Genomic DNA, 15,357 nt, shown 5'->3' with positions numbered 1-15,357 from the left:
CATTGAGCTGTCGTTTGCTTATGTCTTGAATCCGTCGCCGGCATTGCTGCGTGACTCGATGAGCCGTGCCTCGTTGATCGCGTCTACGTTGTTGGCCATCGCCTCGTTGAGGGTCTCGGCCGCAGCCACGGCGTCATGGTTTTTAATCGCCATGTAGACCTTGATGTGCGCATTGACACTTTCCAGGGTGACCCCCAGTACGCGATTCAACTCTTCGAGGTAATACAGGTAGATGTGCCGGATCGAATCCATGGCATGGATGAAGATCTTGTTGTGCGAGGCCTTGACGATGGCGTAGTGGAAGTCAAAGTCGGCCTGGGAATAGCGCTTGTAATCGTCCTTGTTCACCAGCATCCGGTTCAGGGCCGCTTCCAGCAGGGCGATGTCGTCGCTGGTGGCGTGCTTGACTGCCAGTTCCATGCAGCGAAACTCCACGGCCTCGCGAAACACCCGCATGTCTTCGAATTCTTCCTGGGACAGATGCATGATCGGCTGGCTGTCATTGAGCACACCGTGCTGCTCAAGGTCCTTGATGACGAAGGTGCCCTTGCCTTGATGCGTCACCACGATGCCCAGGCCGCGCAACCGCTGGACCGCGCTTCGCACACTGACCCGACTCACGTCGAAGGTGGCGATCAGCTCGGATTCGGAGGGCAGCTTACTGCCGGGCGGCCAGAGACCCTCCAGAATGTTGTGCTTCATCTGCTCGTAAACAGCGTTGACGGTGTTTTGCGTTTTGACGATTTCACGGTTCATTTTTGTGGTTTTCAACTCGTCACATAAGTTTGATTCTTTTAGCACCTTCCGCCAATAAATCTAAGAAGTAAATACATTGAAGGGGAGAAAGTGGATTTTTTTCTTGATTATTGCGCCGATTCGAGATCAGGATAGCCTCAGGTTGTCCCATGAGTTCGTATTTTTACGGCCAACTTATTAGTTAAGTTGTGGCGTCGCCAGGCGTATCGGGACTTTGTTCCAAGAATAAAAAACGCTGAACACCGAGGAAATCATGTCATCACTTTTCGATTTGAGCGGACGCACCGCACTGATAACCGGTTCCACTCGCGGCCTGGGTTTCTCCTACGCACTTGGGCTTGCAGAGGCGGGTGCCACGGTGATCCTCAATGGCACCGACGCGGCGCGTCTGGAAGACGCCGTCGGCCAGCTCACTGCCAAGGGGTATCGCGCCACGGGTCATCTGTTCAATGTCGCGGATGAAGCGGCGGTGGAGGCGATGTTCCGCGAACTCGACAGCCAGGGCGTGCTGGTCGATATCGTGATCAACAACGCAGGTATCCAGCACCGTCAGCCGATGCTCGAGTTGGCGCTGGCCGATTGGCAGCGAGTGCTGGACGTCAACTTGACCAGTGCCTTCATCGTTGGCCGGGCGGTGGCCAAGCGTCTGGTGGCCGCTGGGCGTGGCGGCAAGATCATCAACATCGGCTCCCTGACCAGCGAAGCGGCCCGCGCCACGGTCGCGCCTTATACGGCTGCCAAGGGTGGCATCAAGATGCTGACCAAGGCCATGGCCGCTGAATGGGCGCAGTTCAATATCCAGTGCAACGCCATCGGGCCGGGTTACATCCTGACCGAAATGAATGCGGCCCTGGTGGACAATCCGGACTTCGATCATTGGGTTAAAAGCAGCAACCCGACCCAACGCTGGGGGCGCCCCGATGAGTTGATCGGCACGGCGGTCTACCTCTCATCCCAGGCCTCCAACTATGTGAGCGGCCAGATTATTTATGTCGATGGAGGCTGGCTGGCCACGCTCTGACCGGGTCCGTTCGATAAGGCGGGCATTGCCTGTTCGCCATGCCCGCGGGCGCAAGCACTTACCTGATAAATACAAATAAATAGGTAGAGCGATGAAACCCACACGCGCAAGACTTTCGGTCTTGGCCATGCTGTTTGTGGTCACGGCAATCAACTATATGGACCGCGCCAACCTGTCGGTGGCCGGCTCGGCGATTCAAGGCCAGTTCGCCTTGTCGCCGACCCAGTTGGGCCTGCTGTTTTCGATGTTCACCTGGTTCTACGCCATGAGCCAGGTGCCTGTCGGCTACGTACTCGACCGCGTGGGGCCACGACGCTTGTACGGCAGCGCGATTATCCTGTGGAGTGTGTTCACATTTGTCATGGGCTTCGCTTCCCATCATATGTTCGCCACCGCGTCGGCGTCGTTTGTGATGCTGCTGGTCTGCCGCGCGCTGATCGGCGTCGCTGAAGCCCCATCGTTTCCTTCCAACACCAAGATCATCGCCAACTGGTTCCCCGACCATGAGCGGGCGCGAGCCACTGCGGTCTATTCGAGCGCGCAGTACATTGGCCTGGCGGTGCTGACGCCGGTGCTGTCTTACATCGTCGCCACCTGGGGCTGGGAAGCGTCCTTCTACCTCTCTGGGGCAGTGGGCATCGTCTTCGGCATCTATTGGCTGATCGCCTATCGCGATCCCCAGGACAGCACCAAAGCTAATCAGGCAGAACTGGACATGATCCGCGACGGTGGTGGTTATGGTTCGGCCAACCAGCGAGGCAACAGCACCAGGGTCAACTGGCCGGACGTACGCCACGTGCTGCGTCAGCCGACGGTGTGGGGGTTGTTTATCGCTCAGTTCGCCGCGTCCTCGACCCTGTATTTCTTCCTCACCTGGTTCATCGTTTATCTGGAAAAAGGCCTGGGCCTGTCGATTGCCACCGCCGGGATTGGCGCGATGTTCCCGTATCTGATGGCTATGTGCGGCGTGCTGTGTGGCGGCGTACTCAGCGATATGCTGCTCAAGCGCGGTCATTCGCGCACCAAGGCGCGCAAGATTCCGGTGATGTGCGGGCTGGCGGTAACGACCAGCATTTGCCTGGTGAATTTTTTCGAAGACCAGCCGGTGATTGCCATCGCGATTCTGTCCGTGGCGTTCTTCGCCAATGCCTTCTCCAATCTTGGCTGGGTGGTGTGCAGTGACGTCATTCCACGGCACCTGATCGGCACGCTGGGTGGTTTTTTGAATATCTTCGGCAATTTGTCGGGGATCATCAGCCCGATTGTTATCGGGGTGATTCTGGAGCGCACCCACAGCTTTCAGTACGCCATGTTTTACATCGCCGCCGTGGCATTGATGGGGCTGCTCGCTTACACCTTTCTGGTGGGCAAGATCGAAGTCGTCGCGCTGCCAAACAAGCAATCCACATCCGCACCTGAATCCGACCGCCCGCTGGGCAAACCTTCCCAGGCATGAGGTAAATCGCAATGGCCATTCAAACAATCGAAAACCGCGCCTGTGTCGCCTACGGGGTCAAGGACGTACGCCATACATCGCTGCCCCTGGCGTACTCCGACGAGGAGCAGGTCCTGGTCAAGGTCAGTCGCGGCGGGATCTGCGGCTCCGATATTCATTATTACCAGCATGCCAAGGCGGGCATGTCGATCCTCAAGAACCCGCTGGTGCTGGGGCACGAGTTCATCGGGGTGATTGCCGCCGTGCCCACGGGCAGCACACTGAAGGTGGGGCAGCGGATCGCAGTCAACCCGTCGCAGCCGTGCAACCGCTGCGCACTGTGCCTGGAGGGCAAACAGAATGTCTGTTGCAGCATGAAGTTCATGGGCAGCGCGCAATTCAACCCCCATGTGAACGGTGGTTTTTCTGACTACGTCGCCGTGACTGAGCAGCAATGCGTGCCGTACGCCGACAGCTCCAAAGACAGCGTGATGGTGTTCGCCGAGCCGTTGGCTGTCGCCATTCACGCGGTGCATCAGGCCGGTGACCTGGTGGGCAAAAAGGTCCTGGTCACCGGCTCCGGCCCGATCGGGTGCCTGGTGATGGCGGCCGCGCTCAAGGCGGGTGCCGCCGAAGTGGTTGCCACCGACATGAGCGAGCGCTGCCGCGAACTGGCCCTGCAAATGGGCGCGACGCTCGCCGTGGACCCGACCGACACCGCACGCACCGCGCCATGGGCCGAGGAGGGCGGGTACTTCGATGTCTGCTTCGAAGCCTCCGGTTCACCGGCAGCCATCGCCTCCACGGCAGCGTTCACGCGTCCCAAAGGCACGGTGGTGCAAGTGGGCATGGGCCACAACACGGTCGAGATGCCGCTGGGCCTGCTGCTGGTCAAAGAAATCAAATTGGTCGGCTCGTTCCGTTTTATCGACGAATTCACCACATCGGTGCGTTGGCTGGAGAGTGGCCGTATCGATCCGCTGCCGCTGCTGTCCGCTGAGTTCAATCAGCACCAGGTGGTTGAGGCACTGGAGCTGGCCGGCGACAAAAGCAAAGCGGCGAAGGTGCAACTGATCTTCGCTTGAACACCGTTTTACGCCTCGGCCCTTCCCCTGCGAGGGGCTGTTTATGAACCGCATCGGATAATTGAACGTCATGACTTTCATTGCGCCGCCCCAAGCGGCTCTGCGTATTGCCCTGATCGGCGAATGCATGATCGAACTGCAACAACGCTCTGATGGCCAGCTAAACCAGAGCTTTGGCGGCGATACGCTGAACACGGCCGTTTATTTGCGTCGCCTGCTCGCTGCCAAATGGCAGGTGTCTTATGTCACGGCGCTGGGCGATGACAGTTTCAGCGATGCCATGTGCGCCGCCTGGGCCAGTGAGGGGCTGGACCTGTCGCTGGTGCAGCGTCTGCCGGGACGCCTGCCGGGGTTGTATTGCATCCAGACTGACGCCCAGGGCGAAAGGCGTTTTTTGTATTGGCGCAACGAAGCCGCCGTCCGCGAGTGTTTTACCCAGGCTGCGGCTGCGCAGGTATTGACGGCGCTGGACGACTATCGCGTGTTCTATCTGAGCGGCATCTCACTGGCCGTGCTCGGTGAAGCGGGACTTGATCGCGTCTTGCCGCGATTGATCGCGGCGCGTGCGCACGGCGCCAAACTGGTATTCGACAATAACTACCGGCCCCGCCTGTGGCGCGACCGTCAGCAGGCGACAGAAACCTATCAACGCCTGCTGCCTCATCTGGATCTGGCCTTGTTGACCCTTGACGATGAGCAGGCCCTGTTCGAGGAGGCCGACGTCGAGTCGATTTTCAAACGCTACCGGCAAATGGGGGTGAATGAGGTGGTGATCAAGCGCGGTGCGCAGAGCTGTCTGGTTCAGCACCAGGGGGCGTTGCACGAAGTCGCTGCGACCAGGGTTGCCAGGGTGATTGATTCTACCGCCGCCGGTGATGCGTTCAGTGCCGCTTACCTGGCCTGTCGGCTGCAAGGAGGCATACCGCAGCAAGCAGCTGCCGAAGGTCATCGACTGGCCGGGCGAGTCATTCAGTACCCGGGGGCAATAATTGCACGGGAGGCAATGCCTGGATTTACGCAATAGACGCTTCGGCGTGTTTTTTCGTTTGGCGCGTGGTTGACCACCACTGGTGCGGTTGAACGGCCGACGCCGGGAACGACCCACTACGCCTGCAAGTCTACCTGTATCTACTCATCGGTAAGGTACAGCGCTATGGATAAGACAATCACCGTGGATCAACTGGCGACGGCCGACCTTGGATCAATCAACGAGATATGGCTGGGCGAGACGCATACCCAGCTGTGCCTATGGCGTGGTGAACAAGTCTTCACTCACGAAATGATGAGCGAGGGCACGCACGACCAGAATATCCAACGCCTGTGCTTGCAGTTGGTCAACCCTGACGATCAGGCGGCAGTGGCCAGCATTGAATCGATCGTGCGCGAACGGTTGAAGAAGATGGGGAAGGAAGGCGAGTTTTATCCGGCTGAGGAGGCGGACACTCACCAATAGTCAGTATTTGGCGTTTGCATTATGGTCACTACGCAGAAGGTCATGGGCGTTCTGGATGCAATCAACGGCCGGTGGAGCAGGGGGACGATGCGCTTGGCCGGCGTGCCTATCGAACCGGATTGGAGCATGCGAAGAGAGATGATGAGCCAACGTTTCACGACCCGTGTCGATCAGCTTTGGACTGTTTACTGCCGGTAGATACAGTCCAAGCACGGGATTTCTATTCTCCCAGTAGCTGAACTTACTCTTTCTATGGGATTCAATTCATGACCCCGGACGCGTGTCGACAGGTTTACCAGTTCATGCACATGTCTTTTTTGGTGTAACGTAACAACACATCTAGAAGAGGTTTCCCATGTCTAAACTCGCAGAATTTCGTCAACTCGAAAAACACCTGGCTGAGCAACTCCAAGCGCTCGAAGCGCTTAAAGGCGACGCCGGTCTAAAGAAAGAAATTGAATTCGAAACCAAGCTTCGCGATTTGCTCGCAAAGTATGGCTATAGCCTCAAAGACGTGATCAATCTGCTCGGTCCACAATCCAAGGGCCGCGATACTGCACCGGCGCCAAAAGCGGGCACCCGCAAAGCTCGTCAGGTGAAGGTTTATAAAAACCCGCACACTGGAGAAACCATTGAAACCAAAGGTGGTAATCACAAAGGCTTGAAAGAGTGGAAAAGCAATCACGGCGCTGACACGGTTGAGTCCTGGCTGGCCAAGTAAACTTCGCTTGAACACAAAAAGGGCTTAAAGAGCCCTTTTTTTTATTCAGGATTTGAGTGATTTGCCGCGTCTGCAGCGCTCCGAGCAATAGCGTACTTCGTCCCAGCAACGGGCCCATTTCTTTCGCCATGTGAACGGAAGCCCACAGGTAGCACAGGTTTTGACTGGAAGCTCTGACTTTTTCAAGAGGCGTCCTTGATATTAAATTCGTATGCCCCTACCTGATCAACCCGTGAAACGGTGCGCATCTTAAGCGCAGATCAGCAGTCCTGAAACTCAAGGCAATAGCTATCTTTTCATGAACTTACTTCGAGCGTCTTACATAAGTCCTCCAAGACAAGAGGAGAGAGGTCGTGTCTAAGCTTCATCCAGAAAATCGTGAGAATAACTCGACATTCAAAAACTTTAAAATCCAGTGGGCGTTGATGAGCGCCTATGAACGCTTCGAGCAACTGGTGGTGTTGACGCTGAGCCTGATCATAGCGCTGGTGATCGTTATCGCCGTGTTGCAACTCTGCAGGAATGTAGTGCCCCTTCTGATAGGAGGAGCCATTGATCCGCTGGATCACAACGCATTCCAGGCACTATTCGGCTCCATTTTCACGGTATTGATTGCCTTGGAATTCAAGCATTCGATAGTGCGACCCGCCCTCAGGCGAAACAGCGTCGTGCAGGTGAGAACGGTGTTGATGATTGCGTTGCTGGCCCTGAGCCGAAAATTTGTCATCCTCGATTCGGCCGTCACTCCGGCTTCGACCATCGCGGCGCTAGGTTTCGCGACGCTGGTACTGGGCCTGCTTTGCTGGCTTTTGCGGCACCGCGACCTGTCTGAGTAGCAAGCGCTGCCCTCAAGCAGCTGACGCATTCGCTCGCTGCAGGCGCGTTCTGGCGAGAGAAAATCGGTTCAGACCTGCGCCTGCGCGGCACGCTGTGCGCAAGGCTTTCACCCAGGATTTTGAGTTGGAAAATTTTTTTCGAGATGCCCTTGAAAATGTTTTGGTAGTACCTATTTTCGGTTTTACGCGATGCCGCAAACGGGTCGCGTCTTAAATCACTTGGAGAAAACTCAGGAGATTTTGCTATGGCTACTACTCTTTCTTTGGCCCCTCTGTTTCGTCAGTCTGTGGGTTTTGATCGCTTCAACGACCTGTTTGAATCGGCGCTTCGTAGCGAGGCCGGTAACACCTATCCACCTCATAACGTCGAGAAACACGGTGATGATCAATACCGCATCGTGATTGCAGTGGCGGGTCTTACTGAGGAGGACATAGACATTCAGGTTGAAAATGGCGTATTGAACGTTTCTGGTGGAAAACGTGAAAACGACGAGAAGGTGACTTACCTTCACCAAGGGATTGCGCAGCGGGCGTTCCGCTTGTCCTTCCGGCTGGCTGACCATATCGAGGTGCAGGGTGCATCGCTCACCCATGGTCTGTTGGCAATCGAGCTGCTTCGAGTGATTCCCGAAGAAGCCAAGCCAAAACGCATCCAGATCGGTACCGCCGGCAAGCCAGACCAGCGTCAAGTAAGCCTGCAATAATTCCCTTTAAGGCGCTCATCGGAGCGCCTTTTTCTTATTGGCGTTTAATTCGCGATGACGTCAGTGCTGATGCGGCGTGTTCGTCGGATCAACGATCTGGAAAACCTTGCCCTGACGCCACCCATCCGCGCCTGGCGCAACGGCCGGGGCCGGTATGTCCACTCGCGCGTTCTTCTTTTGCGCGCTATCGACACCGAATCGACGATCCCGATCTGCAACCATCTGAGGGTCTGCCTGCCCATCTGCTGTGAAACCCATCATGAGCTGAGGCACGCCCAGGGGCAGGTCTTTATTGAGATCGGTATGCCAGGTATGCCACGTCTTGCCATAGGTATGGACGAGCTTTTCCATCAATGCATGCTCGGCTACTTCAGGGATGCCGGGCGCTATGAGCTGACCTGATTTCACTTCGTGAACATGACTGTGCCAAAGCGCTTGCTCGGCTTTGGGCAGACCGGCAAACAATTGTTCGCTGATGATGTACTCGACCCCCATCAGTTTGGCGTCCTTGCGATTGCCATCGTAGATCACACACTGGATGACTTCCTCGTTGAGGATGGCGCAGTAATGGTGGGCCTCCATCTGGGCATTCATATGGCCGTTATAAAAATGGAAGCCATCCAGGTAGGCATTCAATGCGTCTATCGGCGGGCGTGATTGAAGCAGTGCAGCGCCTGCATCCAGAGACTGCGTAGTGGGCGATTTGGTATCCCCCGGCGCAACAACGTTAGAGGGCGAGTTGTTGCCCGCACAGGCGGCGAGCAATGGAGCCAACACCGCCGCGCACAGCGTGTTGATCCCATAGGGTTTGCAGATTGCGCTCATTGGAGAGTCCCTTCAGTCAATTTCATTCAGTGCCTGCCAGGCTGCTTGAAAAGGGTTTTGGCACACCATTCGATTACAGCGCTTTGGATATCCATCGGGCAGCGTCATACGGCTGTTAAAAACCTGGATGGGTTGTGGGAAATCACGGCCTGGAGGCGACTTCCTCTAAATGCTGCAAAAGATCTTGCGGGTCCTCGTACACCCTCAGCGCTCCGGCTCTTTCAAGCTCGCTGATATCGTAGCCACCGGAAAGCAAGCCGACGCCTGTCGCTTTGCAGCGCCTTGCCGCAAGCATGTCCCATATGGCATCTCCCACTACCACACAATCCTCAATCGGCACGTTGAGCTTGCGCGCTGCGGCAAGGAAAAGATCTGGATCTGGCTTGCCGTATTTAACATCGTCGCGGGTGATTATATTGATCTCGTTAATATCCAAGCCAAGCGCTTCTAAATTGATCTTGGCAGTAGACAAACCGCCGCTGGTGGCGATGCACCACTGTTTATTTTCTTCAGTCAGTGTTTTTAATAACTCGACTGAACCTGGAAGTGCCGTTATCTGGCCTTTGAGGGCCTCGTAGGCAGCGGCATGTTTCTTACTTAACGTCGCGCCTTGCGCTGCAGTAATGGTTACACCCGTTTCACGCGACAGGGTCTTTAACATGAGCCCTCCGCTCATGCCGATCTTGCGATGAATACGCCACATAGCCAGCGGGATGCCCTCGGAATCAAGAGCCTCTTTCCACGCCGCCACGTTTTGGTAAACGCTGTCGGTGAGCGTGCCATCGAGGTCGAATATAAAAGATGTTTGAGGTCGCATGGCGTGTCTCCAGGTTGATAGCTGTAATGTTCGTGACGGGTAGTTCGTTGGCGGTTTGAGATTAAGCGGTCATCGTTTTTTCAATTCGCTCATCATCAGCGGGCCCGCTGTAACGCGACCCCTATTGCCTATCTCCCGTCAATCAAAGCTTGGCGCATACCGTTCTGAAACGTGAGGCCGCCACGCGTTCATTATTTCGTCGGCGACGGGTGTGTTCACGCCACGCCGGCTGCCAACCAAAAGGGATTGCTCGCCGTTGTGCCGTGCGGTCCCGATACAAGATTGCGGAAAACCTGGATCTGCAAAGACGACACCCAATCGGTCAGCCGATTTCGACACAGCAAAAATTTGAACCGCCGCTGAACACGCTTACCTAACGATTAGCTTGTGACGAATTGCACAGGCGATTTGCCAATATCGGCATACTCCGAGAGGTGGGCAACATGGCTAAAGACGAGAAGAAAAGCAAAGGTGACGCTTCGAAAGCCAGCAAGGAATTGAAAGACAAAAAGTCCTCACCCGCAAAAAAATCCGCAGCAGCATCGGCTCTTTCAAAGTCTTCCGAGAAGAAAGACAAGAAAAAAGAGGCCGAACCAAAGAAATCTGTAAAAGCCGAACCAAAGAAGTCTGTAAAAAAAGCGGATAGCAAGCCAGAAAAGGCGAAGAAGTCAGAAAAAACCGAGAAGTCAGAGAAGTCGCCGAAAAAGAAAAAGTGATACCTGCTAGGGCTTTATGCCCTAGCTTCTTCACGCGGGTTTGTCTTCGATAAAGGCGGCGGCTCAAAAGGCCGCGCGCCAATCCCGAGTTGCCATCCCATCACGCAGGGCTCCCTGCAAAAAACCGCCTTCGGTTGCAGCGTCCGTTTCCATGAACGCCATCAACCTACCCGCGGCAGTCGATACAGGATGACCAGCCGAAAATCCCGCCTGCATCGCTATTCACCTCTGAGCCCATCGCCTCGATGGCCACCTCGTTTTTTGCTTGGCCGTTGAATGACGTCAACGCCTAGCAAGGCAATGTCGAATCCGTTTTTTCAAACGACCTGAAAGCCTTCCTCATATTGAAATGTTTAAAGTGGTTTAATGTTTATGTCGACCCGCGATGGAATCGCAACGGTCGGCTTTCCATTGACCTCTCTGTCATTGATCCACCCAAGGAGCTACACCATGCAAGGAAGTATGAAGTTCAAGCACCTCGCGTTTCTGTTGATCCCGCTCGTTGCCGCCTGTACCACACCGGATAGAAACCGCGAATCGGCAGTCATTGCCCAGCCTCAGCCTCAGCCACAGCCACAGCAGGCGTTGCAGTTCGACAACTGCGCGGTGGGCTGTCCGGCCGGCGGCAGCCCTCTGACGTTGAACCGTCAGGCCTACACGCTGAACAACAACGGCTCGACCAAGTTTGCCAACTGGGTCTCGTACAAAATCACCAAGGACACCCCGGCGAGCGGACGCCCGCGCGATTGGAAGACGGATCCGGACATTCCGGCCGGGGAAACGCTTGACCCGGTGGATTACAACGGCGCAAATGTCGCGCTCAAAGTCGACCGTGGCCATCAGGCCAACCTCGCCTCCATGGCGGGCGTGCCTGACTGGCAGACGCTCAATTATTTGTCCAACATCACCCCGCAGAAGTCCGACCTTAACCAGGGGCCCTGGGCGCATCTTGAAGATCAGGAGCGCAACCTCAGCAAACAGGCGGGCGTCGACCAGGTATATGTCAGCACCGGGCCGCTGTATGAGCATTTTGTCGGCACGCTGCCGGGCACAAACAAGGTGCACACCATTCCCAGTGGCTACTGGAAAATCATCTTTGTCGGCAGCTCGCCCGAAAACGGTGTGTACGCATCGTTTGTGATGAACCAGGAGACGCCCAAAGGCGCCAACTTCTGCGACTACCAGGTCACCGTGAGCCAAATCGAAGAGCGTTCGGGGCTGACCTTCTGGAGCAATTTGCCGCAGCCGGTGCAGGCTGCGCTGAAGGCGAAGCAGGGCCAGTTGCCGGGCCGTATCGGCTGTAAATAACCCTCACACAAAGCGCCTATGCGGAGCAAAACGCGTAGGCGCTTTCGCAGGGCAGACCGAACCGTTGGTCTGCATAACCCAACACTCACTGAACCCCAGGTTGCCGACAGTCCTCCACACCCCTGTGTGTTCTGAAAAGACAATGAGGTGTGCGGCATGAAAGCAATCAGGATTGAGCGGTTCGGCGGCCCCGAGGTCATGCAGCTACGCGATGTCGAAGTGCCGGAACCGAAGACGGGCGAAGTGCTCGTGAAGAATTTTTTTGTGGGTATCAACCCGGTGGACTACAAGATTCGCCAGGGCCAATACCCCGAGGTCAAGCAGGACAAACTGCCGTTGACCCTGGGCCGCGAAGTGGCCGGTGTGGTCGAGAAGGTCGGGCAGGGTGTCAGTGATTTCAAACCGGGCGACCGGGTCTTTGCAATGATCGGCGCCGATGGCGGCTACGCCGAATATGCCCGCGTGCCTGCCGCGCATCTGGCGCGCATTCCGGCCGCGCTTGATTGGCCGGTCGCCGCCGGTGTGCCGCTGGCGGGCCATACCGCCTGGCAGGCGTTGGTGGAGCATGGCCACATCGAGCAGGGGCAAAAGGTCCTGATCCACGGTGGCACCGGCGGTGTGGGGCACTTCGCCGTTCAATTTGCCAAGGTCAAGGGCGCGCAGGTCTACGCCACGGCATCCACCGACAGCCTGGCGTTTTTGCGTGAGCTGGGCGTGGACCGTGCGATTGACTACAAGACCGAGCGTTTCGAAGACATCTGCCAGAACTTTGACCTGGTCATCGACTTGATTGGCGGCGATACGCAAGCGCGCTCATGGCAGGTGCTGGGCGAGGGCGGGCGGCTGGTGTCGACCCTGACCCAGCCCGATGCCCATCATCCGCAGGCCGCGGGCAAGACCGGTACGCGGTTTACGGCGGCGCCGCGCGGCGAAGAGTTGACCGAGATTGCCGGGTTGATCGAGGCGGGCAATGTGCAGGTCTATATCGCCAGGCAGTTTGAGCTGGCGGCGGCAGTAGAGGCATTAGACTTTCTGGCCAACGGGCATGTGCACGGCAAGGTTGTCCTGCACGTGAGCGATTGAGGAGGCTGCATGAGCGATCAGTTGAAGCGACCTGAAGGCGCCCCTACCGGGCAGAAAGTACGCCCCGAGACGGCGAAGCGAAGTGACAAATCAGAAGACCCGAATGTCGCCCGGCCCTGGGAGCCTGATGTCAATCAGGGCGCGGTTGCCCCCGGCGGCCCGTCGAAGGATCCAGAGTCGGGTGCATGAGGCCAGCAAGCCAGCCCTGCCGTGACAGGGCTGGCGGCTGACTAGTTGCGCATCGCCCGTTGTATTCGCATCCATTCTTGATGCGCAGCGGCGCGTTGTCTGTCGGCGGTCTGCTTGGCCTGGCTGAAGCGTGCCCAGGTCGCCGTGTCACCGCTGTAGGATTCGATGATGTTGTAGGCCGCCGCTTCGAGTCGATCGGCTTCGAAAAACATCTCGGTGGTGTGCGCGATTTGGTCATCCCACGCCTGTCTCGTGGAGTATTGAAGGGTTTGACGGGTCATTGCGTGAGTTCCTCCATCCATTGAATCTCTGCCGCGCTGTTCCAGCGCACATGAGTAATTCCATATTGCTCGGCCATCGGCTTGGAAACGCGCTTGAGCGTGTTCTGGCCAAATTTGGGTATCACTGCGACGCCGGCGTCGCAGCTGGCCCAGTGCCAGGCCTGGGCGTTGTCCATCTGCGGCGCGCGAACGATGAAAGACTTCGGCACCCCGTGAAGCTGATACTCGATGGTAAATAGATCGCTCGCTTTCATGAGGCCTCCTGTTGCTCATGAAGTACAGATATTTGGCGTCAAAGAAGATTCAAAAAAGTTGTCTGACAATTCGATGGCCGTGCTGGCGACACTCGCACGTGTCAGTCGTCCACGGTAAAGGTCACCCAACCCGGGCCGTCATTCGCTCTTTCGATTTCCATAATGACGCCGCCAATCGAGGTGCCATCCGGCAGGTTTACCGCGACAAAGTTGGGGTGACCGGGCCATTGCAGGGGCTTGTCGAAGCTCAGGCGCGCAATCGTCGGCTTGCCGCTGCTGGTCAATTGGATGTTCACCGACTCATTGAGGTGTTCGTCTGAGCCGGTTCCCAGGTGGCGTGATGCAGTAATGACGCTGGCAATACCTTGATAATCATAGGACATAACGGGCTACCTTCTGTGGTGACTGCGAATTCAACAGTGTCGATTTTTGACCCTGCTGTTCATTCGATAGTTGCGCGCAAGGCAGACCAATGTGCACACACGGCGCCCGCGTCACCCTGAACCGGGTCTTGCTGTGGAAACGCCAGGCCGGCAATGCTCTGCAGCTGCGCGTCGCTCGGTGCCTCGCGGCCTATATCTGCGTGCTGGCCGGGCGGGTAGGCGCCAACCACCTGAAAGTCTTCACTGCAACCGAGATTGCAATGACCGGTACCGGCGGGAAGCAGCAACACGTCGCCTGGCGTCACCGACACCACGTGGCCATTGGGGCCGCCGAGCATCAGGCGAGCATGACCACGGGCGACGCCCAATACCTCATGCCCTTCGCAATGGTAGTGATGGTAATCGTAGACCCCGTCCCGCCATTGTGGCGGCCAGCCGTTTGCCGAAAACGTCTGTTCAAACAGCGCCGCCGGATCACGTCCTGTTACGGGGATGGCGTTTGGGTAAATGATCACCGGCAAGCGCGGGTTGTTCGGCACCCAGCCGTTGCGTTCGAGCAGCAAGGTTTTGACCCTGCCCGCAGATGGATGCGCGTTTTTCATGCCGTGTTCTCCTGCACGCAATAACAGTGCAAAGCCGCTGAGCGCCAGTGTGGCGCGCCGATAAACTATCTGAGCGGCCACGGCCTAGGGACGTTCCAGAAACTTTAAACCTTCGTGATAAGCGAGGTGTCGATAGCTGGAGACACTTCGCCAGGTAGAGGGAACGTCAATGATAGGGATTGTGATACCTGCCCATAACGAGCAAAGGCACATCAGTGATTGCCTGGCTTCGGTGCTGCTTGCCATTGAACATCCGGCATTGCAAAACCAGCGCGTCGAGGTCCTCGTGGTGCTGGACGACTGCTCGGACCAAACCGGCGCGCGGGCAAACGCACTGGGCGTGGCAACACTTGACGTCTGCTTTAGAAACGTCGGCCAGGCCAGGGCCGTCGGTGCAGAGCGACTGCTGGAGGCCGGTGCTCAATGGCTGGCCTTCACCGATGCCGATACGCTCGTGCCGCAGGATTGGCTGGTGCGCCAGCTCGCGTTCGGCGCCGACGCGGTGTGTGGCACCGTCGAAGTGGACAGCTGGAGCGAGTACGACGAAGTCGCACGCTCTCGATACCTCGCCCTCTACCAGTTTGTCGAAAACCATCGGCATATCCATGGCGCCAACCTGGGCCTGAGTGCAGACGCCTATCGCAACGCCGGCGGGTTTCAGCATCTGGTTGCCCACGAGGACGTGCGCCTGGTGGCTGACCTGGAAAGGACCGGCGCGCGGATTGCGTGGACGGCCACCAACCCGGTGATCACCAGTGCGCGGCGTGATTACAAATGTCGCGGCGGGTTCGGCGAATACCTGGCTTCGCTCATGCCTGGCACGGGCCACGTGGTGAGCGAGCCCTGCGCGAGTGCAAACGTCACGCTCGGGGCCGGGTGACCTCGGGT

General features: G+C 57.1%; 20 protein-coding genes and 1 pseudogene. 13 read left to right on the top strand and 8 right to left on the bottom strand.

Translation table 11 applies throughout. The annotated features are described in order from the left end of the window. Positions 1 to 18: 18 nt before the first annotated feature. Complete coding sequence (locus tag L8K08_RS23025; protein ID WP_177017707.1) at positions 19 to 756, bottom strand: FadR/GntR family transcriptional regulator; 738 nt, start codon at positions 754 to 756, stop codon at positions 19 to 21. Between the two features lie 253 nt (positions 757 to 1,009). Between L8K08_RS23025 and L8K08_RS23020 the strand changes: the two genes are divergently transcribed. The 7 genes and pseudogenes from L8K08_RS23020 to L8K08_RS22990 all read left to right on the top strand — a co-directional run bounded on the left by L8K08_RS23020 (position 1,010) and on the right by L8K08_RS22990 (position 6,471). Beyond that, positions 1,010 to 1,777, top strand: a complete 768-nt coding sequence (locus L8K08_RS23020; RefSeq protein ID WP_145163526.1) for an SDR family oxidoreductase — start codon at positions 1,010 to 1,012, stop codon at positions 1,775 to 1,777. A 91-nt stretch (positions 1,778 to 1,868) separates the two neighbouring features. Next, a complete protein-coding gene (locus L8K08_RS23015) occupies positions 1,869 to 3,233 on the top strand; it encodes an MFS transporter (protein WP_242200136.1) in 1,365 nt (454 codons plus the stop codon). A gap of 11 nt (positions 3,234 to 3,244) precedes the next feature. Continuing rightward, the gene (gene idnD, locus L8K08_RS23010) at positions 3,245 to 4,297 is read left to right on the top strand and encodes an L-idonate 5-dehydrogenase (RefSeq protein ID WP_242200135.1); all 1,053 of its coding nucleotides are present in this window, start codon (positions 3,245 to 3,247) and stop codon (positions 4,295 to 4,297) included. A 70-nt stretch (positions 4,298 to 4,367) separates the two neighbouring features. Continuing rightward, a complete protein-coding gene (locus L8K08_RS23005; RefSeq protein WP_242200133.1) occupies positions 4,368 to 5,321 on the top strand; it encodes a sugar kinase in 954 nt (317 codons plus the stop codon). A gap of 129 nt (positions 5,322 to 5,450) precedes the next feature. Then, on the top strand, positions 5,451 to 5,750 hold the full coding sequence (locus L8K08_RS23000; protein ID WP_242200132.1) for a hypothetical protein: 300 nt from the start codon (positions 5,451 to 5,453) through the stop codon (positions 5,748 to 5,750). Between the two features lie 36 nt (positions 5,751 to 5,786). Continuing rightward, positions 5,787 to 5,948 (top strand): annotated as a pseudogene (locus L8K08_RS22995) (DUF4113 domain-containing protein); the annotation flags it as partial. 157 nt (positions 5,949 to 6,105) lie between these two features. Continuing rightward, positions 6,106 to 6,471 (top strand): histone-like nucleoid-structuring protein, MvaT/MvaU family, encoded by a 366-nt coding sequence (locus tag L8K08_RS22990; RefSeq protein WP_242200129.1) that lies wholly within the window; start codon positions 6,106 to 6,108, stop codon positions 6,469 to 6,471. A gap of 45 nt (positions 6,472 to 6,516) precedes the next feature. Here L8K08_RS22990 and L8K08_RS22985 read toward each other — a convergent pair whose 3' ends face one another. Next, entirely contained in the window at positions 6,517 to 6,657 is a 141-nt protein-coding gene (locus L8K08_RS22985) for a DUF2256 domain-containing protein (protein WP_242200127.1), read from the bottom strand. Between the two features lie 239 nt (positions 6,658 to 6,896). On the opposite strand from L8K08_RS22985, the gene L8K08_RS22980 reads away from it, so the two are divergent. Then, entirely contained in the window at positions 6,897 to 7,307 is a 411-nt protein-coding gene (locus tag L8K08_RS22980; RefSeq protein WP_124528285.1) for a phosphate-starvation-inducible PsiE family protein, read from the top strand. Between the two features lie 245 nt (positions 7,308 to 7,552). Continuing rightward, positions 7,553 to 8,011 (top strand): Hsp20 family protein, encoded by a 459-nt coding sequence (locus L8K08_RS22975; RefSeq protein WP_145163542.1) that lies wholly within the window; start codon positions 7,553 to 7,555, stop codon positions 8,009 to 8,011. A 60-nt stretch (positions 8,012 to 8,071) separates the two neighbouring features. On the opposite strand, the gene L8K08_RS22970 is transcribed toward L8K08_RS22975, so the two are convergent. Next, complete coding sequence (locus tag L8K08_RS22970; protein ID WP_242200124.1) at positions 8,072 to 8,836, bottom strand: OBAP family protein; 765 nt, start codon at positions 8,834 to 8,836, stop codon at positions 8,072 to 8,074. Between the two features lie 142 nt (positions 8,837 to 8,978). After that, positions 8,979 to 9,653 (bottom strand): HAD family hydrolase, encoded by a 675-nt coding sequence (locus L8K08_RS22965; protein WP_145163545.1) that lies wholly within the window; start codon positions 9,651 to 9,653, stop codon positions 8,979 to 8,981. A gap of 434 nt (positions 9,654 to 10,087) precedes the next feature. Here L8K08_RS22965 and L8K08_RS22960 point away from each other — a divergent pair, with 434 nt between their 5' ends. The 3 genes from L8K08_RS22960 (at position 10,088) to L8K08_RS22950 (ending at position 12,760) form a co-directional block, all read left to right on the top strand. Beyond that, a complete protein-coding gene (locus tag L8K08_RS22960; RefSeq protein WP_242200299.1) occupies positions 10,088 to 10,369 on the top strand; it encodes a hypothetical protein in 282 nt (93 codons plus the stop codon). Between the two features lie 450 nt (positions 10,370 to 10,819). Beyond that, positions 10,820 to 11,677: a DNA/RNA non-specific endonuclease gene (locus L8K08_RS22955; protein WP_242200123.1), complete on the top strand. Its 858-nt coding sequence runs from the start codon at positions 10,820 to 10,822 to the stop codon at positions 11,675 to 11,677. A gap of 156 nt (positions 11,678 to 11,833) precedes the next feature. Further along, the gene (locus L8K08_RS22950) at positions 11,834 to 12,760 is read left to right on the top strand and encodes an NADP-dependent oxidoreductase (protein WP_242200122.1); all 927 of its coding nucleotides are present in this window, start codon (positions 11,834 to 11,836) and stop codon (positions 12,758 to 12,760) included. 230 nt (positions 12,761 to 12,990) lie between these two features. On the opposite strand, the gene L8K08_RS22945 is transcribed toward L8K08_RS22950, so the two are convergent. From L8K08_RS22945 to L8K08_RS22930, 4 genes are all read right to left on the bottom strand, one after another. Continuing rightward, a complete protein-coding gene (locus L8K08_RS22945; protein ID WP_145163554.1) occupies positions 12,991 to 13,230 on the bottom strand; it encodes a hypothetical protein in 240 nt (79 codons plus the stop codon). After that, the gene (locus L8K08_RS22940) at positions 13,227 to 13,484 is read right to left on the bottom strand and encodes a DUF6555 family protein (RefSeq protein WP_145163556.1); all 258 of its coding nucleotides are present in this window, start codon (positions 13,482 to 13,484) and stop codon (positions 13,227 to 13,229) included. Before L8K08_RS22940 ends, L8K08_RS22945 begins: the two co-directional genes overlap by 4 nt. Before the next feature lie 101 nt (positions 13,485 to 13,585). After that, on the bottom strand, positions 13,586 to 13,867 hold the full coding sequence (locus tag L8K08_RS22935; RefSeq protein ID WP_145163558.1) for a hypothetical protein: 282 nt from the start codon (positions 13,865 to 13,867) through the stop codon (positions 13,586 to 13,588). A 59-nt stretch (positions 13,868 to 13,926) separates the two neighbouring features. Then, entirely contained in the window at positions 13,927 to 14,469 is a 543-nt protein-coding gene (locus tag L8K08_RS22930; protein WP_242200121.1) for a cupin, read from the bottom strand. A gap of 169 nt (positions 14,470 to 14,638) precedes the next feature. On the opposite strand from L8K08_RS22930, the gene L8K08_RS22925 reads away from it, so the two are divergent. Further along, complete coding sequence (locus tag L8K08_RS22925) at positions 14,639 to 15,349, top strand: glycosyltransferase (RefSeq protein WP_242200120.1); 711 nt, start codon at positions 14,639 to 14,641, stop codon at positions 15,347 to 15,349. The last annotated feature ends 8 nt before the right edge of the window (positions 15,350 to 15,357 follow it).

Source organism: Pseudomonas sp. TREG-RG-20F-10-E-6-01, assembly GCF_022662455.1.
Taxonomy (GTDB): Bacteria; Pseudomonadota; Gammaproteobacteria; order Pseudomonadales; family Pseudomonadaceae; genus Aquipseudomonas.
The sequence above is the reverse complement of the archived record's forward strand: the minus strand, read 5'-3'. Positions and strand labels throughout refer to the sequence as shown.